14 protein-coding genes are annotated in these 17,971 nt (G+C 70.8%); 6 read left to right on the top strand and 8 right to left on the bottom strand.

Annotated features, from left to right (window positions below; genetic code table 11):
- Position 1: 1 nt before the first annotated feature.
- Both ID574_RS24160 and ID574_RS24155 read right to left on the bottom strand, forming a co-directional pair.
- Positions 2-931, bottom strand: coding sequence for a glycosyltransferase family 2 protein (locus tag ID574_RS24160; RefSeq protein WP_188191221.1), 930 nt, complete (start codon positions 929-931; stop codon positions 2-4).
- 58 nt (positions 932-989) lie between these two features.
- The gene (locus tag ID574_RS24155; protein ID WP_188191220.1) at positions 990-2,969 is read right to left on the bottom strand and encodes a glycosyltransferase family 39 protein; all 1,980 of its coding nucleotides are present in this window, start codon (positions 2,967-2,969) and stop codon (positions 990-992) included.
- Positions 2,970-3,501: 532 nt separating this feature from the next.
- Between ID574_RS24155 and ID574_RS24150 the strand changes: the two genes are divergently transcribed.
- From ID574_RS24150 to ID574_RS24130, 5 genes are all read left to right on the top strand, one after another.
- Complete coding sequence (locus ID574_RS24150) at positions 3,502-5,001, top strand: hypothetical protein (RefSeq protein ID WP_223167005.1); 1,500 nt, start codon at positions 3,502-3,504, stop codon at positions 4,999-5,001.
- A gap of 144 nt (positions 5,002-5,145) precedes the next feature.
- Complete coding sequence (locus ID574_RS24145) at positions 5,146-6,792, top strand: LCP family protein (protein ID WP_188191219.1); 1,647 nt, start codon at positions 5,146-5,148, stop codon at positions 6,790-6,792.
- Positions 6,793-7,842: 1,050 nt separating this feature from the next.
- Positions 7,843-8,955 carry an acyltransferase family protein gene (locus ID574_RS24140; protein WP_188191218.1) on the top strand — a complete coding sequence of 371 codons (1,113 nt, stop codon included), beginning with the start codon at positions 7,843-7,845 and terminating at the stop codon, positions 8,953-8,955.
- A gap of 56 nt (positions 8,956-9,011) precedes the next feature.
- Positions 9,012-9,977 carry a glycosyltransferase gene (locus ID574_RS24135; RefSeq protein ID WP_188191217.1) on the top strand — a complete coding sequence of 322 codons (966 nt, stop codon included), beginning with the start codon at positions 9,012-9,014 and terminating at the stop codon, positions 9,975-9,977.
- 65 nt (positions 9,978-10,042) lie between these two features.
- The gene (locus ID574_RS24130; protein ID WP_188191216.1) at positions 10,043-10,756 is read left to right on the top strand and encodes an acetoacetate decarboxylase family protein; all 714 of its coding nucleotides are present in this window, start codon (positions 10,043-10,045) and stop codon (positions 10,754-10,756) included.
- A 40-nt stretch (positions 10,757-10,796) separates the two neighbouring features.
- Here ID574_RS24130 and ID574_RS24125 read toward each other — a convergent pair whose 3' ends face one another.
- The 6 genes from ID574_RS24125 to ID574_RS61700 all read right to left on the bottom strand — a co-directional run bounded on the left by ID574_RS24125 (position 10,797) and on the right by ID574_RS61700 (position 16,529).
- On the bottom strand, positions 10,797-11,681 hold the full coding sequence (locus ID574_RS24125) for a glycosyltransferase (RefSeq protein ID WP_188191215.1): 885 nt from the start codon (positions 11,679-11,681) through the stop codon (positions 10,797-10,799).
- A gap of 182 nt (positions 11,682-11,863) precedes the next feature.
- Complete coding sequence (locus ID574_RS24120; protein WP_188191214.1) at positions 11,864-12,631, bottom strand: CDP-alcohol phosphatidyltransferase family protein; 768 nt, start codon at positions 12,629-12,631, stop codon at positions 11,864-11,866.
- Positions 12,609-13,649: an iron-containing alcohol dehydrogenase family protein gene (locus ID574_RS24115; RefSeq protein WP_188191434.1), complete on the bottom strand. Its 1,041-nt coding sequence runs from the start codon at positions 13,647-13,649 to the stop codon at positions 12,609-12,611. The genes ID574_RS24120 and ID574_RS24115 overlap by 23 nt, the downstream gene beginning before the upstream one ends.
- Before the next feature lie 28 nt (positions 13,650-13,677).
- Complete coding sequence (locus ID574_RS24110; RefSeq protein ID WP_188191213.1) at positions 13,678-14,412, bottom strand: phosphocholine cytidylyltransferase family protein; 735 nt, start codon at positions 14,410-14,412, stop codon at positions 13,678-13,680.
- 78 nt (positions 14,413-14,490) lie between these two features.
- The gene (locus tag ID574_RS61705; RefSeq protein WP_188191212.1) at positions 14,491-15,114 is read right to left on the bottom strand and encodes a DUF5941 domain-containing protein; all 624 of its coding nucleotides are present in this window, start codon (positions 15,112-15,114) and stop codon (positions 14,491-14,493) included.
- On the bottom strand, positions 15,111-16,529 hold the full coding sequence (locus tag ID574_RS61700; protein ID WP_188191211.1) for a CDP-alcohol phosphatidyltransferase family protein: 1,419 nt from the start codon (positions 16,527-16,529) through the stop codon (positions 15,111-15,113). Before ID574_RS61700 ends, ID574_RS61705 begins: the two co-directional genes overlap by 4 nt.
- A 201-nt stretch (positions 16,530-16,730) precedes the next feature.
- On the opposite strand from ID574_RS61700, the gene ID574_RS24095 reads away from it, so the two are divergent.
- On the top strand, positions 16,731-17,969 hold the full coding sequence (locus tag ID574_RS24095; protein WP_188191210.1) for a bifunctional cytidylyltransferase/SDR family oxidoreductase: 1,239 nt from the start codon (positions 16,731-16,733) through the stop codon (positions 17,967-17,969).
- Positions 17,970-17,971: the final 2 nt, after the last annotated feature.

The raw sequence follows: 17,971 nt of genomic DNA, 5'->3' as shown, positions 1-17,971 counted from the left end.
CCTACTCTCCCCGCGAACGCACGATCAGGTCGGCCAGCAGGGCCACGGACCCGATCAGCATCCCGGACAGGAAGATCATGACGGTGTTGGCGGGGAAGTAGAACGGGTGCTGGATCATGTCCCAGACCCCCTTCACGAACCCGATGCCGACCAGCCACAACGCGGGCGGCATGAGCACCTTGAGCGGGTTGAAGTACATGATCATCCGCAGCACCTGGAGGATGTAGCGATAGGCGTCGGACACGAAGCTGAACTTCGACTTGCCGGCCCGCTTGGCGTACTCGATCGGCAGGTAGTGGATGTCGTGCTGGTTGGACAGGAACGACAGCGTGATCGTCGTCACGCACGAGAACCCGGGAGGCAGCAGCCGCAGATAGGGCTTGGCCACCGACTTGCGGAAGGCCCGCAGCCCCGAGTTGAGGTCGGGGATCTTCTGACCGGCCAGCATCTCCGCGACCTTCCGGATCACGAACTTCGCGGGCACCCGCAGCAGCTTGTGCGAGCCCTCCTCGCTGGTGCGCGCGCCGACCACCTGGTCGATGGTCTTGTCCTTGTCCAGGATCTGCACCAGCTCGGGAATGCGCTCGTTGGGGTAGGTCATGTCGGCGTCGGTCCACACGACGATCTCGCCCCTGGCCTCCTGGGTGCCGATGCGCCGCACGGTGCCGGCGCCGCCGTTGCGGTGGAAGGCGCGCACGCGCAGGTGCGGGTAGCTCGGCGCGGCCTCCTGCAGCCTGGCCAGCGTCAGGTCGGTCGAGCAGTCGTCGATGGCCACGAGCTCGTAGGTGTAGCCGCTCGAGTCCATGGCCCTCGTGATGCGCTCGACTTCGTCGATGACGTGATCCTGCTCGTTGTAGCAGGGCAGGACGATGGTGACGTATGGCGCTTCTTCCACGGCAGGTCCACTCTTGGGGGTCTCAAGCGTGCTCACGGGGGTCGAGGTTACTCTGCCCACCTTAAAGGCGGCTCCACATCGTGCAGGAACCGCTTCATGCTGCCACCGCCATCCACACGTCGATCCCGAGTGACCACGTGCCGTTCGGGGGGTCGATGAGCGAGCGCTCGTCCTGGAGGGTGACCAGCGCCATCACGCGCGTCGCAGGCCCGTAACGCCAAACCTGCTCGGGCCTCGCCGCCAGCACGACGGGGACCCGGCCGGCCGCGCGCACCCGCTCGATCAGCCGGCGTGTCTCCGCCTCGGGCGCGACGTCCCCCGAATCCGGAGGGCGCGCGACCTTCGCCGCCGGACGGTCGCACATGCCGCGGACGAGCTGGGTGAACCGGTCGCCGGTGACCCGCTCCACGATCAGCACGGACGCCTCGGGCGGGATCTTCGCGCACATCGCCTCGACGGCGGCCGCCTCGCCGCGCTCGACCGGCGTGAACGCGGTGCCGATCGAGGTCACGGCCGGGGGCACCAGCACGAGCAGGACGGCGACGGATGCCACCCAGCGCCGCTTCGGCAGCTCGCGCAGCGCGTACGCGGCGAGCAGGATCAATCCCGGGATCACGATGGGGACCAGGCGGCGGGCGGCCCACGGGTGGTCGGGCGTGATCTCGGGCCGCAGCAGCGTCGTGACGGTGGTCCAGCCGATCATCGCCAGCGGCAGCAGCCAGGCGAACGGCGTGCCGTCACGCAGCAGCCTGTGGAGGAGCAGGGCGGCCGCGACCGTGGCCAGCACGAGCACGGGGAGGCCGACGTACCAGGCGACCCAGTGCAGGGAGTCCTCGAAGTAGAGCCGGGTGCCGTCCAGGGGCAGGCCGTTGGCCCGCTGGATTGTCTCGATCATCGTGAACGTGCGCCGGTCCTCCCCGTTCACGGGGTCGCGGGTCACGGTCTGGAACCACGGGCGCGCGTAGAGCCCGGCCATGAGCAGCACGACCAGCGTCGCTCCGGCCGCGGGAGCCCAGGCCGGCGGCCGGAGCCTGGCGAGGGCGGGAGCGGCGGCCGTACCGATCGCGATCAGCACGACGACGGCGGCGCAAATGAGCAGCAGCGGCCGGACAGAGCTCGACAAATAGGTCAGGTAAGGGCGGGCGAGCAGGTACGCCGCCAGCATCCCCAGCCCGGCCCCTGCCACCAGCCCGGCCAGCATCGGCAGTCCGAGCGCGCCCTGCGGCCTGCCGAAGCGCCGCATCGCGATCAGCAATCCCGCGAACGCCAGCACCGGGAGCACGTCCCGCAGCCCGTCCACCCGCACCAGCACGGCCAGCCCGAACACCAGCCCCGCCAGCAGCCCGTGCCGCCACCCCGGCCGCTCCAGCGCGTCATGCGCCAGCGCCAGCCCCCCGAACAGCAGGATCAGCGACGGGATCTCGCTGAACGTGGTGCGCGAGGTGTAGAGGATCGGCAGGCTCACCGCGAACGCCAGCGCCGCCGGCACCGCCCAGCGCGCCCCCGCCAGCCGCACCACCACCCCGGCCAGCGTGAGGACGGCCAGCGCCCCCAGCACCGGCGGCACCGCGAACGGCACGCCCAGCCAGTAGCCGATCGCGAACAGCATGGGCGGGCCCGGCATGAACTGCGGCACCACCGATCCGCCCACGTCGTAGAACCCGACGCTCTCGAAGACCAGCGCCGGATCGGCACCGCCGAACGCCGCGGCCTGAGCGGGGATGGGCAGGGAGCCGTGGCCGGCGATCCAGGCGGCGTACTGGGCGTAGGTGGCCGGGTCGCGCCGGACGATCAGCTGCTCGCTGTGCAGGATCCCGTTGAACACGCCCGCCGCCACCGCGACCGCGATCACCCCGGCGACCTGCCACGACGTGGCCTCGACCACCTTGCCCGGGCGACGCGTCCCCGCCCAGCACAGCAGGGCGGCCGCGGGCACGCCGAGCAGCAGCGCGGGCAGCGGCGTGAACCGGCCGAGCAACAGCAGCGGGAGCCCCACCAGCAGCCAGCCCGCTACGGCGAGCGGGGGCACCAGCGAGAGCGTGGCGAGCAGTCGGCCAGGTCGATCGAGTTCCATCGGTGAGCGAGCGTATCCAACGCCACCCACCCACCGCCCCCGACACGACCTCCGCCGCGCCCTGCCTGCCGTTTCCACGCCCCGCAGGCCACCGTTTCCACGCCCCGCAGGCCACCGTTTCCGCGCCCCGCAGGCCGTTTCCGCATCCGTCCTCACCACCCCCCGACCCGCACCGCCCCGCTCCCGCGGCCGACACGCCTGCCGGGCCCGCACGCCACTCTGTGGGCACGCGACGACAAGGACCGATCACGCGGGCCCCCTTCACGGTCTACGAGCGCCCGGCCAATGCCGCCACCGCGGTGGGCGACGCACGCGGCAGGGCCGGCAGCGGGGAGGCCGTGGTGCGGACGCCGACAGCGTGGGGTCCGGCATCGTGGCCATGGCACGATCGGCGGATGCCCGGCCCGCGCCCCGCAGTGCGATCGACCAGCGCATGCAGACCCGGCGGCGCGGAACCGCATACAGAGAGCGCGTGGCGGGCGGGGCGCAGTTGGTGGCGCGGGGGTGTCGGAGGCGCGGGTAGCGTACCGGTGTGTCACAGGAGCGGGAGGGCGTGCGGGTGGTGTCGGAGGCTCGCGCGGACGGGCCCGCGGAGCGGCACGGGGGCAGACGCCCCCGGGACCTGGCCGGCGTGGTGCGGCGGCACAAGTGGTTCCTGCTGGTGCTCGCCCTGGGCACGGCCCTGCGGGCCCTCGCCATGCTCGGGTACCGCCCGGCCCTGTGGTTCCCCGACTCCTACACCTACATCGTCACCGTCTTCAAACCGAAGCCCGACCTGGTGCGCCCGGCGGGCTACTCGATGTTCCTCAAGCTGCTGGAGCCGTTCCACTCCTTCGCCGCGGTGACGGCGGCCCAGCACCTGCTCGGCCTGGCCACCGGCGTGCTGATCTACCGGGTGGCGCGCAGGGCCCCCAGGTGGGCGGCGACCCTGGCCACAGTGCCGGTGCTTCTCGACGCTTACCAGATCGAGCTGGAGCACCTGCTGGTCTCCGACACGCTGTTCATGTTCCTGGTCGTCGCGGCCGTCGCCCTGTGCCCGGCGACCAGGACGGGCCCGGTCGTCGCCATCGGGCTGCTGCTGGCCGCGGCCACGCTGACCAGGACCGTCGGCCAGCCGCTCATCGTGGTGTTCGCGGCCTGGTTCGTGCTGCGCGGGCGGATCGGCCGGGCCGGGATAATGCTGGCGGCGGCCCTGGTGCCGGTCCTCGCGTACGGCGCCTGGTTCTACGCCACCTACCAGCGCGTCGGCCTCGTGGGCGCGAACGGCGCCTTCCTGTACGCCCGCACGATGTCGTTCGCCGACTGCGCCGAGATGGACCCGCCGCCGGACCTGAAGGTCCTGTGCGACCCGCGCCCGCCCGAGCAGCGCCCGCCGTCCCAGGAGTACATCTGGGCGCCGGACTCTCCGCTGGTCCGCCTGCCCGGCATCACGTTCACCAAGGAGAACGACGACCTGGCGGCCAGGTTCGCGACGCTGGCGATCACGAAGCAGCCGCTCGACTACGCCGCCTCGGTCCTCTCCGAGCTCGGCCGCTCGTTCCGCTGGGATCGCCCGGTCTATCCGGACCAGGAAATCTACGGCTATTACCAATTCCCGGTAACTCCACCCGGACCACCTGGGCGCTATCCCGCGCAGGTCGGCGCCGAATATGCCAAGCTCTACGAGCAAGGTGCGATCGGCACGGAGATCGTCGAGCCCTACGCCGGATGGCTGAGGGCCTACCAGAGCGTGGCGCGGCTGCCCGGCCCGGTGCTCCTGGGGGTCCTTCTGGTGCCTCCCGTAGTGGCCGTCGCGCGCAGGCGGAAGGCAGGGCGCCGCGCGGGAGCTCCGGTCCGGCCGCTGCCGTGGGCCGCAGCCGTTGTGCTGTTGGTCACACCGGCAGCGGCGGCGGAGTTCGACTATCGCTACGTGTTGCCGGCCGTACCCCTGGCCTGTCTTGCCGCGGCCCTGAGCATCAGGCCTGACCTGCGACCTCAGTCAGGGAGTACGAATGAGTTTGGCGATGATATTCCACCCAATGTCCGGCTCTGAGTATGCTTGCCCGCGGAAACATCACGCCCGGGTCACGGTCGTTTCCGGCGGTCGTCGCACCGGACACGCGGAACGTGACCTACTCTCGTGGCGCGGAACGACCAAGCCGGAGCGCGGAGCGCGAGGTACGAGGCTAGGGGGCGTATGAGTGACTACAGGAGCGTGCCGGTGGTCGACACCGTGCACGACCGCAGAGTCGCCACCACCCAGCCCGGCAGCAGGATGGCGCGCAGGGCCGCCGCGGCGTCCGCCCCGCCTCCGCCGCCCCCGCCCGACGACCGGCCCCCGCGCAGCCACCGCACCGACGGCGGCGGCCAGGGCAAGATGCGGGTGCTGGCCTGGATCAGCATCGGGGTCACGACGCTCATGGTCGGGGGCTCCCTGACCGCCTACACCGTGTACCGCGACGCCTTCGGCAACATCACCCAGAAGAGCGTCAAAGACGACATCATCAACCCGCGTCCCCCGGACACGGGCGCGCTCAACGTGCTGCTCGTCGGCTCCGACACGCGCGCCGGCGAGGGCAACGCGAAGTACGGCCAGCAGCTCGCCAGGACGGCCGACGCGGGCGGCAAGCGCACCGACACGATCATCCTGCTGCACATCTCGCCCAACCGCGACAAGGCGCAGCTGCTCAGCTTCCCGCGCGACTCCATGGTGCAGATCCCCAAGTGCAAGAACGAGGCCACCAAGCAGGAGATGCCGGCCCGCCGAGACATGATCAACTCGGCGTACAACGCGGGCGGGATCGCCTGCACGATCTCCACCATCGAGACCCTCACCGGGATCCGCATCAATCACTTCGTCGAGGTGGACTTCAGCGGCTTCAAGAACATCGTCGACGCGCTCGGCGGCATCGAGATCTGCCTGAAGTCGGGCGTCAACGACAAGAAGGCCAAGCTCGTCCTGCCACCGGGCAAGAGCCTGCTGAACGGCGAGAAGGCGCTCGGCTACGTGCGCCTGCGCAACTACGGCGACGGCAGCGACATCCAGCGCATCAAGCGCCAGCAGATCTTCCTGAGCAAGGTCATCGCCAAGGCCACCAGCAACGACCTGCTCACCGACCCGGGCAAGCTGCGCAACTTCATCTCGGCCGCGGCCGGCTCCGTCACCATGGACCCCGACCTGGCCAACGACACCGAGCGGCTCATCGAGATCGCGCTGAGCGCCAAGGAGCTGACGGCCAACGGCGTCAAGCTCACGACGATCCCGTGGATTCCCGACCCCGAGAACCCGAAGGCCCGCGTGGTGTGGAAGGAGCCGGACGCCACCAAGCTGTTCACCTCGATCAAAACCGACACCGAGGTCGCCACCCCGGCGCCGTCGGCCAGCGCCGGCACCAAGCCCAAGGTCACCGTCAAGCCGGAGCAGGTGAGGGTTCAGGTGCTCAACGGCACCAAGGCCGTGGGCAAGGCCAAGGAGGTCGCCGACCAGCTCGCCGAGCAGGGCTTCAACGTCGTGGGCCTGGGCAACTACGAGTCTCCCGACGGGCAGAGCCTGGCGAAGAGCGAGATCCACTACGCCAAGACGATCGCCTCTGCGCCCGACCACGCCACCACGCTGGCAGGCGCGGTCCTGCCCAAACCGGCCCCGGCGGCGGGCAAGGTCAAGGCGACCAACCCGTCGACGTACACCAACCCGGCGGTCACGGCGGGAGCCGCTCCGAAGGGCACTCCGGTGATCCAGCTCGTGGTGGGTGAGGACTTCGACTCGGTCAAGGTGACCAAGCTGCCCGACAGCGTCCAGAACAGCACGATCACCGCCTCCGAGCAGAAGAACGTCTGCACCTGACGCTCCAAGTTCCCTGTGTAACAGGGCATTCTGGGCGGCCTTCGGAGACAGGAGCCGTGAGGGCGGGATAGTCTGTTGCGGGTCGGCGACGCAGCGCGACACCGAATCGTAAGGTGGTTTTCACGTCGTGTTGTCGTCGTGTTCCCCGGCCCCCTAGCGAAGCTGAGCGACTTCCTCGTGTCTGACACCAGATTCACTCCACCGGCCATGACCCCGCGGAGCTCTGCGGGTCCGGACGAGGAAGGCGGCCCCGCCAACACGGGCGCGAAATGGCCGCTGCCGGAGGAGACTTTCTGGAGCGAGCGGACCGATCCTCACGGGGTGCTGCCGGGCGACCCGACGGACCCCGGCGGCCTCGCCACCGCCCCACCGGTCGATCCGAGCGCCAACGCCCGGCCCGCAGACTCTCGCGACGCCGCTCACGGGCGGCCGACCGGCCCTCGCGACACGGCTCAGGGGCCGACCGGGCCTCACGACGCCGCTCACGGGCCGGCCGACGCACGCGGGCTCTCGGCCCCGCACTCGGCCGCGCCCGGGATGCCCGGCTCCCCTGGCGGGATGGCGGGGACACAGCAGAGCGCGGGCGACCGGCGGGCCGCGCGAGCGTGGGACCCCACGACCGCCGACCCGGCCGCCCAGGGAGGCGCCGCCGTTCACCCAACGGACCGCGGCGGCACCACCTCGGCTCGCCCGGCGGACCCCAGGAGCGTCGCCGGCCACGGCGGTCATCACGCCACCGGTGCCCGCCACGCCGCCACGCCCCGCCCCGCCGACTCACTCGGGACCGCTGCCCCTGACGGGATGGCCGAGATCCGGCCGACTGCGGGAGGCAGGCGGGCCGCCGGCCCTGACGGGATGGCCGAGGATCGACCGACTGCGGGAGGCAGGCGGGCCGCCGGCCCTGACGGGATGGCCGAGGGCCGGCCGGCTCCGGGAGGCAGGCGGGCCGCTGGAGGGCGGGGGGCCTCGACCGCCCATTCGGCAAGCCCTCACGGTCTGGCGACCGCCCATCCCGCCGCCCCTCCGCGGACGCCCGGTGTCGGTCCCGAGATGCCCGATGGCCGGTCGGCCGCGGGTGCGGGCGGCGAGCGGGTCGGGAGGCACGGCGTAGCGATCGATGAGCGGCCGCTGGCGCAGGCGGAGCCGAAGGCGGAGGCCGAGCCGCCGAAGCGCAAGCGCGACCCGTTCCTCGACAATGTCAAGTTCGTCCTGATCGCCCTCGTGGTCGTCGGCCACTCGCTGGTGCCGACGCTCTCGGCCGACTCCTCCAGGGCGCTCTACATCTTCATCTACACGTTCCACATGCCGGCGTTCGTGATGATCAGCGGCTACCTGTCCAGAAATTTCTGGAACTCCAACGCCAAGACGAACAAGCTGGTCGACACGTTCCTCGTCCCCTATGTGATCGTCGAGGTCGGCTACGCCGCGCTCCGCTTCGCCACGGGCCAGAAGTGGAGCCTGACGATCATCGACCCGGCCTGGCTCAACTGGTATCTGCTCGCTCTGCTGTTCTGGCGGCTGTCCACACCGGTGTGGAAGCGGATGAAGTACCCCGTCCCGGTGGCGATCGCGATCTACCTGTTCGCCGGGTTCTCGCAGATCTCCGGCGACTTCAGCATGGACCGCTTCTTCGGCCTGCTGCCGTTCTTCGTGATCGGCCTGGTGATGCAGCCCGAGCACTTCGAGCTGCTCAACCGCCGCTGGGTCAAGATCGTGGCGGCGTTCACCGTGCTCGGCGCGGCCGCGGTGGCGATCTACATCGCCCCCAGGGCCCCGCTCGACCCCTTCTACTTCAAGGAGAGCTACCAGGACCTCGACCTGTCCTGGTACATGGGCCTGGGCCTGCGCCTCGGGCTGCTGGCGTGCGGGCTGGCCATGTGCTTCGCCGTGCTGGCGCTGGTGCCCAGGGGTGAGACGTGGTTCTCCGACCTCGGCACCCGAACGCTCTACGCCTACCTCCTCCACGGCATCCCGGTGATGATCGCCAAGGAGATGGGCTGGCTGGAGTTCCCGTGGCTGTTCGGGCCGCTGGGCGTGCTGGCGATCAGTTCGAGCGCGTTCGCCCTGGCGATCCTGCTGTGCCTGCCCGAGACCAGGACGATTTTCAAGTGGGTGCTGGAGCCGCGCCTGGTATGGCTCTATCGTCGCCCCTCTGGAAGTTAAGCGACCGTTCCACCCGCATTAACGCCTTTGACCTGGTAGGCGCGGAGCATCGACACATGCGCGCATGTGTCGCCACGACCGTCCATCACCCCGAGGACGCCCGGATCATGCACCGGCAGATCCGGGCGCTGCTCGACGCGGGCCACGAGGTGACCTACGTCGCGCCGTTCACCTACTTCAACGTCACTCCGGCCATGGGGCTCACCGCGGTCGACGTGCCGCGCCTGGCCACGTACGGCAAGGCCCGCGCGGCTCTCAGACGCGGCCTCAGGGGCGCGGACCTGCTGATCGTGCACGACCACCGGCTGCTGCGCACGCTGCCCTACCGGCGCCCTCCGGTCGTCTGGGACGTGCGCGAGGAGGTCACCCCCAGGCAGCTGGCCCGTGCCGAGCGCCGCCACCAGGTGATCACGCCTGCGGTGGTGCCCGAGGCGACCCTGGTGTCACCCAGCCCGCCTCCTCCCGGCGACACCAGGGTCGTCCACATCGGCCGCCTGTCGGCCGAGCGCGGCGTGAACGAGCTGATCGGCCTGGCCGAGCGCCTGGTGCCGCACGGCATCCGGCTCGACCTCATCGGGCCCGCGGAGCGGGACGTGCGCCCGCTGCTGCGGGACGCGCAGCGGGTGGGCCTGCTCGACTGGTTCGGGTACGTGCCCAACCGGCACGCCCTGCGCATGGCCGAGGGTGCGCTGGCCGGCCTGTCGCTGGCGGACGCCACGGTGCGCCGGGTGCCGACGAAGATCATGGACTACATGGGCCGCGGCCTGCCGGTGATCACCACGCCGCAGGGCGCCGCGATGGTGGAGGGCGTCGGCTGCGGGCTGGTGGTGCCGCTGGACGTGGACGCCGTGCTGAACGCCGTACTCGACCTGAAGGAGAACCCGGAACGGCGGGTCAGGCTGGGCGCCCTGGGCCATGCCGAGGCGCGCCTGCGTCACCACTGGCCGGACCACGCGGCGGCCTTCGTGCGCCTCGCCGAGTCGTGGGCCGGCCGCTCGGCCGCGCACGCCCTCGCCGTCTAGGGTTGAGCCGAAACGCCACCGGGGTGGGAATGGTCACACGGCCTGGGGGTTGATGTACTGGGACCATGGCATCGCATCTGATCCAGGGCCGGACGGTGGACATGCCCGTCCGGGTGAGGGACGCCGAGATCTGCAGCGCCTTCTACCCGGTGCGTGCCGACGCCGCCCGGGCGGTCATCGCGTACTCCGGTCTCGACGTGGCCGAGGTGCTGCCCGGCAAGGCCGTTTGCATGCTGCTGTTCGTCGACTACCGCGACGGGGACCTCGACACCTACCACGAGTTCGGGATGGCCTTCCTGATCCGACCACCGGGCTTCTCCGGGGCCACGGGGCTCCGCGAGCTGCGGCAGGCGGGGGTGTTCGTGCACTGGCTGCCGGTGGACCAGCGGTTCACGCTGGAGGCGGGGCGGACGTTGTGGGGGTTCCCGAAGGAGCTGGCGGACATCGAGCTCCGGCTGAACTCGCCGTTCAAGCGGTGCATCCTCCGCAAGGACGGCAGGCTCGTGCTGGACATGCTGGTCAAACCGGGTGTTCCGGTGCCTGGCGCGACGGCGATGACGCCGATGGACGCCTACACGCACCGGGAGGGGGTCACGCGGCGCGTCCCCTGGTCCGTGCGCGCCCGCGGCGCCAGGATGCGCCCCAGCGGCGCGCTGATCCGCCTCGGCAACCACCCGGTCGCCAAGGAGCTGAGCGAGCTGGGGCTGCCCAAGCGGGCCATGTTCACCACCACGGTCTCGCGGGCGGCGATGGTCTTCGGCGAGGCGTCCGAGACCTGACCGGGCCCGGCGTTAGCAGCCCGGTAGAGGCTCGGCGGTTTCAGACGATGGGCGGGCGGCCGAGCTTGACCATGCGCCAGGCCGTGCGCCAGGCCATCGGCCGGCGCTCGCCGGCGGGGCTGCGCAGGCCCTCGATGAAGCCGCTGAACCACGACTTGAGCGCGTCTCCGGAGCGGCGCTCCCTGATGACCGTGAGCACGATCCAGTTGGTCAGATAGAGCACGGCCAGCGGCCACGGCAGGTTGCGGCGGGCCAGCCAGACGCGGTTGCGGGCGTTGAGCCGGTAGAACTCGGCGTGCCTGGTCGGCGGCACCTGCGGGTGGTACATCACCGTCTCGGCGTCGTATTCGATCCGGTAGCCCTCGCCCAGCAGCCGCCAGGCCAGGTCGGTCTCCTCGTGGGCGTAGAAGAACCGCTCCGGCAGGCCGCCCACCTGGAGGAACGCCGAGCGCCTGACGGCGGAGGCGCCGCCGAGGAAGGTCGTGACCGGCGAGGAGCGCTGCGGATCGCCCGCGCGCAGCCGGGGGACGTGGCGCCGCTGCCCGATGCCGCCGTCGGGATCCATCACCCGGAAGGAGATCACCGCGAGGTCGGGCTCGGTGGCGAAGCGTTCGCGGACGTGCGCGACGACCTTCTGGTTGGCATACCAGCCGTCGTCGTCGAGGAACAGCACGACGTCGCCCGAGCACTCCTCCACGCCGCGGTTGCGGCCTGCGGGGATGCCCGCGTTGCGGTCGAGCCGGATCGATTTCACGACCGCGGCCGACCCCTCGGGTGGCGTCGCCGTCACCTCGGGCACGTCGGCCCCGTTGCCCACGATCACCACCTCGACGTCGCCGTCGATCTGGTTGAGCGCGGACTCGACCGCCCGGTTCAGCTCCGCGACCCGGTTGCCCATGGTGAGGATGACGCACGAGATCTTCAACGAATCACTGTCCTGACGCGTTGAGAGCACGAGCGGAGCATTCTTTCATGATCACCGAGTCTGCTGGTCATTGGGGATGTTGGGTGGAGCTAAGCGTATCGGAACCGAAGGTGAACCCCCACCGAACGGCGGACGTCCGATCAATACGACGGACGACGGCCCACTCCGGTTCCGACATGAGATCACGCCAGCCGCCGCGACGCGAGGATACTTACCAAATGCAGAATGACTTGTAGACAGGCGGCGACGAAACAGGCCGCCAGCAGCACCCGGGTGGCCGTCAGATCGCCCCTCACCACGTCGATCACCGCGGTGGCCAGGGCGAGCATGGACAGCTCGATCGGCTGCACGATGCGGTGGAACCTCGTGGCGGCGAGCACCCGCCGGCCCAGCCCCAGCAGCCCGGAGCGGAACTGCACCCCGGACGCCTCGGTGGCGGCCGGCAGCCCGCCCTTGGCCCGGGCCACCTCAACGAGATCGGTCTCGGCCTTGATGAGGATCGCGCCGAGCGCGGCGGCCAGGCCCAGGACGGTGTGCCAGTCGGGCAGCACCGCCGACGCCCGCCAGCCCAGCCCGACGAGCACCGCCGCCTCGGCGAAGTAGGCGCCGACGCGGTCGAGGTAGACGCCGGCCAGCGAGGTCTTGCCCGTCCAGCGGGCGAGCTCGCCGTCGGAGCAGTCGAGCAGCAGGTAGACCTGGATGAGCAGGGCGGCGGCCACGGCGGCCCACAGCCCCGGCAGGGCCAGCACGACGCCGCCCGCGATGCCGGCCACCGTCATCACCCAGGTGAGCTGGTTGGGCGTGACGGGCGTCTTGGTCATGAGCCAGGTGACGTAGATCGACAACCGGCGCATGTAGAGCGCGCCCGCCCAGTGCTCGCCGTTCCTGCGCTCGAGGTGGCCGGCGGGCTGGGCGACCCGCCGCAGCTCAGCGACCGAAGGCCCGGACATAGTCCCCCACCCGATCGCGGATCTCCGAGTCCTGCATGCGCAGGTGCTCCAGGATCGTGTAACGGCCGGGACGAGTGCTGGGCGCCAGCGCGACGGCTTCGGCGAACTGCGCGACGCTCAGCCCGATGTCGGCGGGCACGACCGGCAGCTCGTGCCGGCGCAGGCAGTCGACGACCTGGTTGGCCCGGGCTTCGTCCTCCCTCAGGAAGAAGCAGAAGGCGGCGCCGATGCCGGCCAGCTCGCCGTGGTTGGAGGTGCCGGGGAAGAGCTGATCCACGGCATGAAGGATCTCATGGTCTCCACCGCTCGCGGGCCGCGAGGATCCCGCGATCACCATCGACATGCCGGAGAGGATCAGGGACTCGGCCAGCACGGTCAGGAAGGCGTCGGACTCGATGGAGTCGGTGCGCCCGATGAGCGCCTCGGCGGCCGTGCGGGCCATAGAGCAGGCCAGCCCGTCGATCGGCTCGCCGCGCTCGATGTTGCCGAGCTGCCAGTCCTCGATGGCCGACAGGTTGCTCACCACGTCGCCCACACCCGCCCTGACCAGCGACTCCGGCGCGTTGTGCACGAAGTCGAGATCGACCAGGATGGCCAGCGGCATCGGCACCCCGAACGAGCCCTTGCCTCCCTCGTAGACCAGGGAGGCCGTGGGCGAGCAGATGCCGTCGTGGGAGAGGTTGGTGGCGACCGCGACCATCGGGATGCCCGCGAGCGAGGCGGCGTATTTGGTGACGTCGATGGTCTTGCCGCCGCCGACGCCGATCACGACCTCATAGGCGGCCTTGCGCAGGTCGGCGCCGAGCGAGACGGCCGCGTCGACCGACCCGTCGGCCACCCTGAACATCTGGGCCTCGTCCAGTTGCGGCGAGATCAGGCTCTCGATGTGGTCTCCCTGGCCGGGGCCCACGGCCACGGCCACCCTGCCGGAGGTGGCCACCCTGCTGTCGGCCAGCAGAGCGCCCAGCTCGGCCACGGCGCCGCGCCTGACCTGCATGGTCAGCGGCGCCGGCAGCATCCTCGCGAGAAGCGGCATGCCCGCCCCCTCAGTAGCGAACGGCTATGGTGCGGGCCTTGGCCAGGTCGTCGTGGTTGTCCACCTCGACCCAGTCGACCTCGCCGATGGGCGCGGCGTGGATCGTCTCGCCGCGCTCGACCATCTCCTGGTAGCCGTCCTCGTAGTAGAGCTGCGGGTCCCGCTCGAACGTGGCCCTCAGCGCGTCGGCCAGCCGCTCGGCGGCGCCGGGCCTGATGAGGGTGGCGCCGATGTACTCGCCGTAGGCCTCGGCCGGATCCATCAGCTTGGTGATGCGCCGCAGCGAGCCGTCGGGCGAGAGTGTGACCTTCATCTCCTCGTCGGCGAGCTTTTTGACGTTGTCGACGGCGAGGAGGATGTCGCTCGTCTCGGGGGCGGACAGGAGCGTCTTCTCGACCGAGACCGGGTGCACGGTGTCGCCGTTGACCAGCAGCGCGCCCTGGGAGAAGTAGTCGCGGGCGCACCACAGGGAGTAGGCGTTGTTCCACTCCTCGGCCTTGTCGTTGTGAACCAGGGTGAGCTGGACGCCGTATTTCTTCTCGAAGGCGGCCTTGCGATCGTGCACGGCCTGGGCCGCGTACCCGACGACGACCACGATCTCCCGGAGGTCCACCTCGGCCAGATTGCGCAGCGAGATGTCCATGATCGTGGTTTCGCCGTCGACCGGCACGAGCGCCTTGGGCAGCGTGTCGGTGTACGGCCGCAGGCGTCGTCCGGCCCCAGCGGCCAGCACCATTCCCAGCAACGTGCACTCCTCAGTCGAGCATGACTACGTGTGGGCCAAAGGTTAGTTCCCTTTGGGCCCTCCGCGGGTAATCCGGCGTTAGTCTTGCGTTCCCATATCGGCTGCTTCCACCCCGGATCGGGGCGCAGCCAGCCAGCTTGTCAGGCTCTCCCAGCCGAACAACGCCCACAGATAGACCGCGAGCAGGGCGTAGCCGGCGGTCATCGGCCCCATGAGGGCGACCAGCGAGACCGCCATCATCCGCCCGTCCCAGCCGAGCCCCAGCGTGGCCAGCCACGACGGCGGATAGACGCGCTGCCGCAGCCGATAAACAAGATCATAATGGTGGAACGCCAGCGCCCCGAGCAACAGGAAGATCAGCACCGGGTTGAGCTGGTGCGCGAACCCGCACGCCGCGACGAAGGTGTATTCGATCACCCGCAGGATGGGCGGGACGAGCCAGTCGACCCTGCCGTCGTGCGGATGGGTGCTGCCGGGCCCGGCCAGCAGCAGCGTCACGGCCGGCGCGAACACCGCCAGCCCGTCCGTGCCGGCCACCCCGAGCAGCAGCAGCACGCCGGTGACGAACGTGCCGGCGAGCACCGGCGGCAGCGGCGGCAGTTGCCCGGCCACGAGCAGGCCCATGGCGCGCGAGAGCGGGCCGTCGTCGCGGTAGGCCACGACCGTGCTGTTGGGCACGGGGGTCATGTGAACCGGGCTCATCGTGCCGACCTCGCCATCCGTCCGGCGAGCTGGTAGACGGCCGCCACGCCGCCCCAGCAGAGCAGGGCCAGGAACGTCGCCCGGGCGTCCCAGACGGCGGCGGTGACGGCGATCAACGCGGTCCGCTCGCCGATGGGCAGGACGACGATCTTCTTCAGCCAGCGTACGACCGCCTGGCGCTCCAGGCGCTGGGCGAGCTTCAGCACGCCCGTCGCGGACCTGGTGTCGGCCGACTCCTGCAGGGATCGGGGTGGCCGGGCCCACGCCGCGCCGACCCTGGCGGCGTCCGCGGCGGCGCCTGCGTAGGAGTACTGGATGGCGTGCCGGACGACCAGCACGATCATCGCGGCCGCGGCGAGGTGCCAGATGGCGGGGTCGGCCGAGCCGAAGGCCAGGCCGATGTAGACGATGAGCTCCTTGAACCGGTCGGACATGCCGTCCGCCCAGGCGCCGAGCGAGGAGAACGTGCGAGTGTAGCGGGCGAGCTGGCCGTCGAGGCAGTCGAGCGCGAACGACAGGTAGAGCAGCAGCGCCCCGGCCAGGCGCCCGCTCTGGGTGCCCGCGGAGAACCAGACGGCCGCCAGCAGGGCCAGGCCGAACGAGACGCCGGTGACGGTGTTGGGAGTGACCTTGAGTTTGACGGCGGGCTTGATCAGGTAGCGGGACCAGGTGGAGACGAAGTAGGTGGCGAAGAAGCCGTCGTCCTCCTTCACCGAGGTGTCGAGCCTGACCCGGGCCTCGTCCACGCCGGCCAGGGCGGCGACGGCCGCGTCCGCGGCGTTCTGGCCGGCCACGCGATCGGCGTGCAGCGGCCCGATCGCGGCGGCCCGCACCGCCACGCCGGTCCTGACCAGCCCGACCAGCAGGAGGTCGACGGCCTCGACCGGGGTGACCGGCCCAAGCTTGCCGGTGTCGGCCAGCTCGGCCAGCTCCTCGGCCACGTCGGCGAGGGCGGCCAGGTCGCGCTCGCCGGCCTGGAGCACGCCCCGGAACGTGGCGTTCGCCTCGGGGACGATGTGGAACGAGCTGCCCGCGGTGACGACCCTGCCGCCCTCGACGCGCACCGGCGGCCGGAGGGGGCCCGCGGTCGCGTCGTGGGAGACCAGCGCCCCGGTGTCGTGCGCCGGGTGCTCCAGCAGCACCGCGAGCGCCTCGCGGTGGGCCACGAGGTCACCGGGGATGACGGCGACGGCGCCCGTGGCGGTCCTGGCGAGCTTCGCGACGCCCCTGAGGTCGGCCCCGAGCCCGCCGCCGGGGGTCAGCAGCTGGACCTCGCGCACGGGCAGCGTGGCGAGCTGGTCGCCGAGCCGGTCGAGCAGCGTGCCGTCGCCGCAGGAGAGCCTGCCGGCCGGGGTCGTGGCGAGCAGCACGACCGAGGTGGCCGTGCTCTCGCGGATCGTCGACGAGTCGGGCAAAGCGCAGGTCTCCTACCGGTCGGGCGGGAGTGCGTGGACTTGGGGGTGCGTAGCCTCAGCGTAGCGACCGGTCAACGCGATATCACGGATGTGGGACCCCCGATAAGAAACCTGCTCATCAGACTGCCGCCCCACTGTCGAGACTGGTCAGGCCAGTAGCGGCAGTCCATTTAGCAGATCTCTCATCGGTACGCTGCCGGTATGAGTTCACGGTCGATTGGCGTGCTTCTCGCGGCCGGTGTCGGGCAGAGGGTGGGGTTGGCCACTCCCAAGCAATTCGTGGAGGTCGCGGGGAGGAGCATCCTCGAGCATTCGCTGGCCGTGTTCGAGGGCGCGCCGGAGATCGACGAGATCGTGGTGCTGATCACGCCGGGATACACCGACCGGGCACGCGAGATCGTGGCCAGGGGCGGCTACCGCAAGGTCAGCAAGGTCGTGGAGGGTGGCGCGAGCCGCACCGAGAGCACCTGGCGGGCGTTGCAGGCCCTGGGGACCGAAGAGTGCGACGTGCTGTTGCACGACGCCGTACGCCCCCTCGTGGATCGCCGGATCATCGCCGAGTGCGTCGACGCCCTGCGCACGCATCAGGCCGTCAACGTGGCGATCCCGAGCTCCGACACCGTCCTGGTGGCCGAGCCGGTGCCGGACGGAGAGGTCATCGGCGAGGTGCTCGACCGGTCCCGGCTGCGGCGCAGCCAGACGCCGCAGTGCTTCAAGCTGTCGGTGATCAGGGAGGCGTACGAGCGGGCGCTGGCCGACCCCGGCTTCGGCAGCCGACCGGCCACCGACGACTGCGGCGTGGTGCTGCGCTACCTGCCCGACGTGCCGATCCACCTGGTGACGGGGAGCGAGCACAACATCAAGATCACCCACCCCGCCGACCTGCACATCGCCGAGCTGCTCTTCCAGTTGCGCACCGAGGCGCCCGCGGGCGACCGGAGCAGGCTGGCGGGCAGGAGCGTGGTGGTCTTCGGCGATCATGAGGTGGCCGGGCTGGCCGCCGCGTACGGCGCCCGGGTGCGCACGTTCACCCGGGGCGACGGCGTACGCGTGGAGGAGGCCGACTCCGTGGCGAAGGCGCTGGCCGGGATGGGCGACATCGACCACGTGGTGCACACGGCGGCCATGGCCACACCGACCGACGAGGCCATGGCCGTGCACTACCTGGGGGCGCTCAACGTGGCCCGGGCCGCCCGTCCGCACCTGCGCATGAGCCTGCTCCTGCACGCCCCGTCCGGCGAGGGCGCGCCGGAGGCCTCGGCCAGGGCCGCGGTCGCCGCGCTGGCCCGGACGCTGGCCCGCGAATGGGCGACCGACGGCATAAGGGTGAACTGCGTGAATACCACCACGTCTCCCCGCGCGGACGCGCAGACCTCGCTGGACGTCCTCATCTCCGATCTTTCCGGGCAGGTGGTAGACGGTCACGTGGACGGCGCTTGACC

Source organism: Nonomuraea sp. SYSU D8015 (genome assembly GCF_008065375.1).
GTDB lineage: Bacteria > Actinomycetota > Actinomycetes > Streptosporangiales > Streptosporangiaceae > Nonomuraea.
The sequence above is the reverse complement of the archived record's forward strand: the minus strand, read 5'-3'. Positions and strand labels throughout refer to the sequence as shown.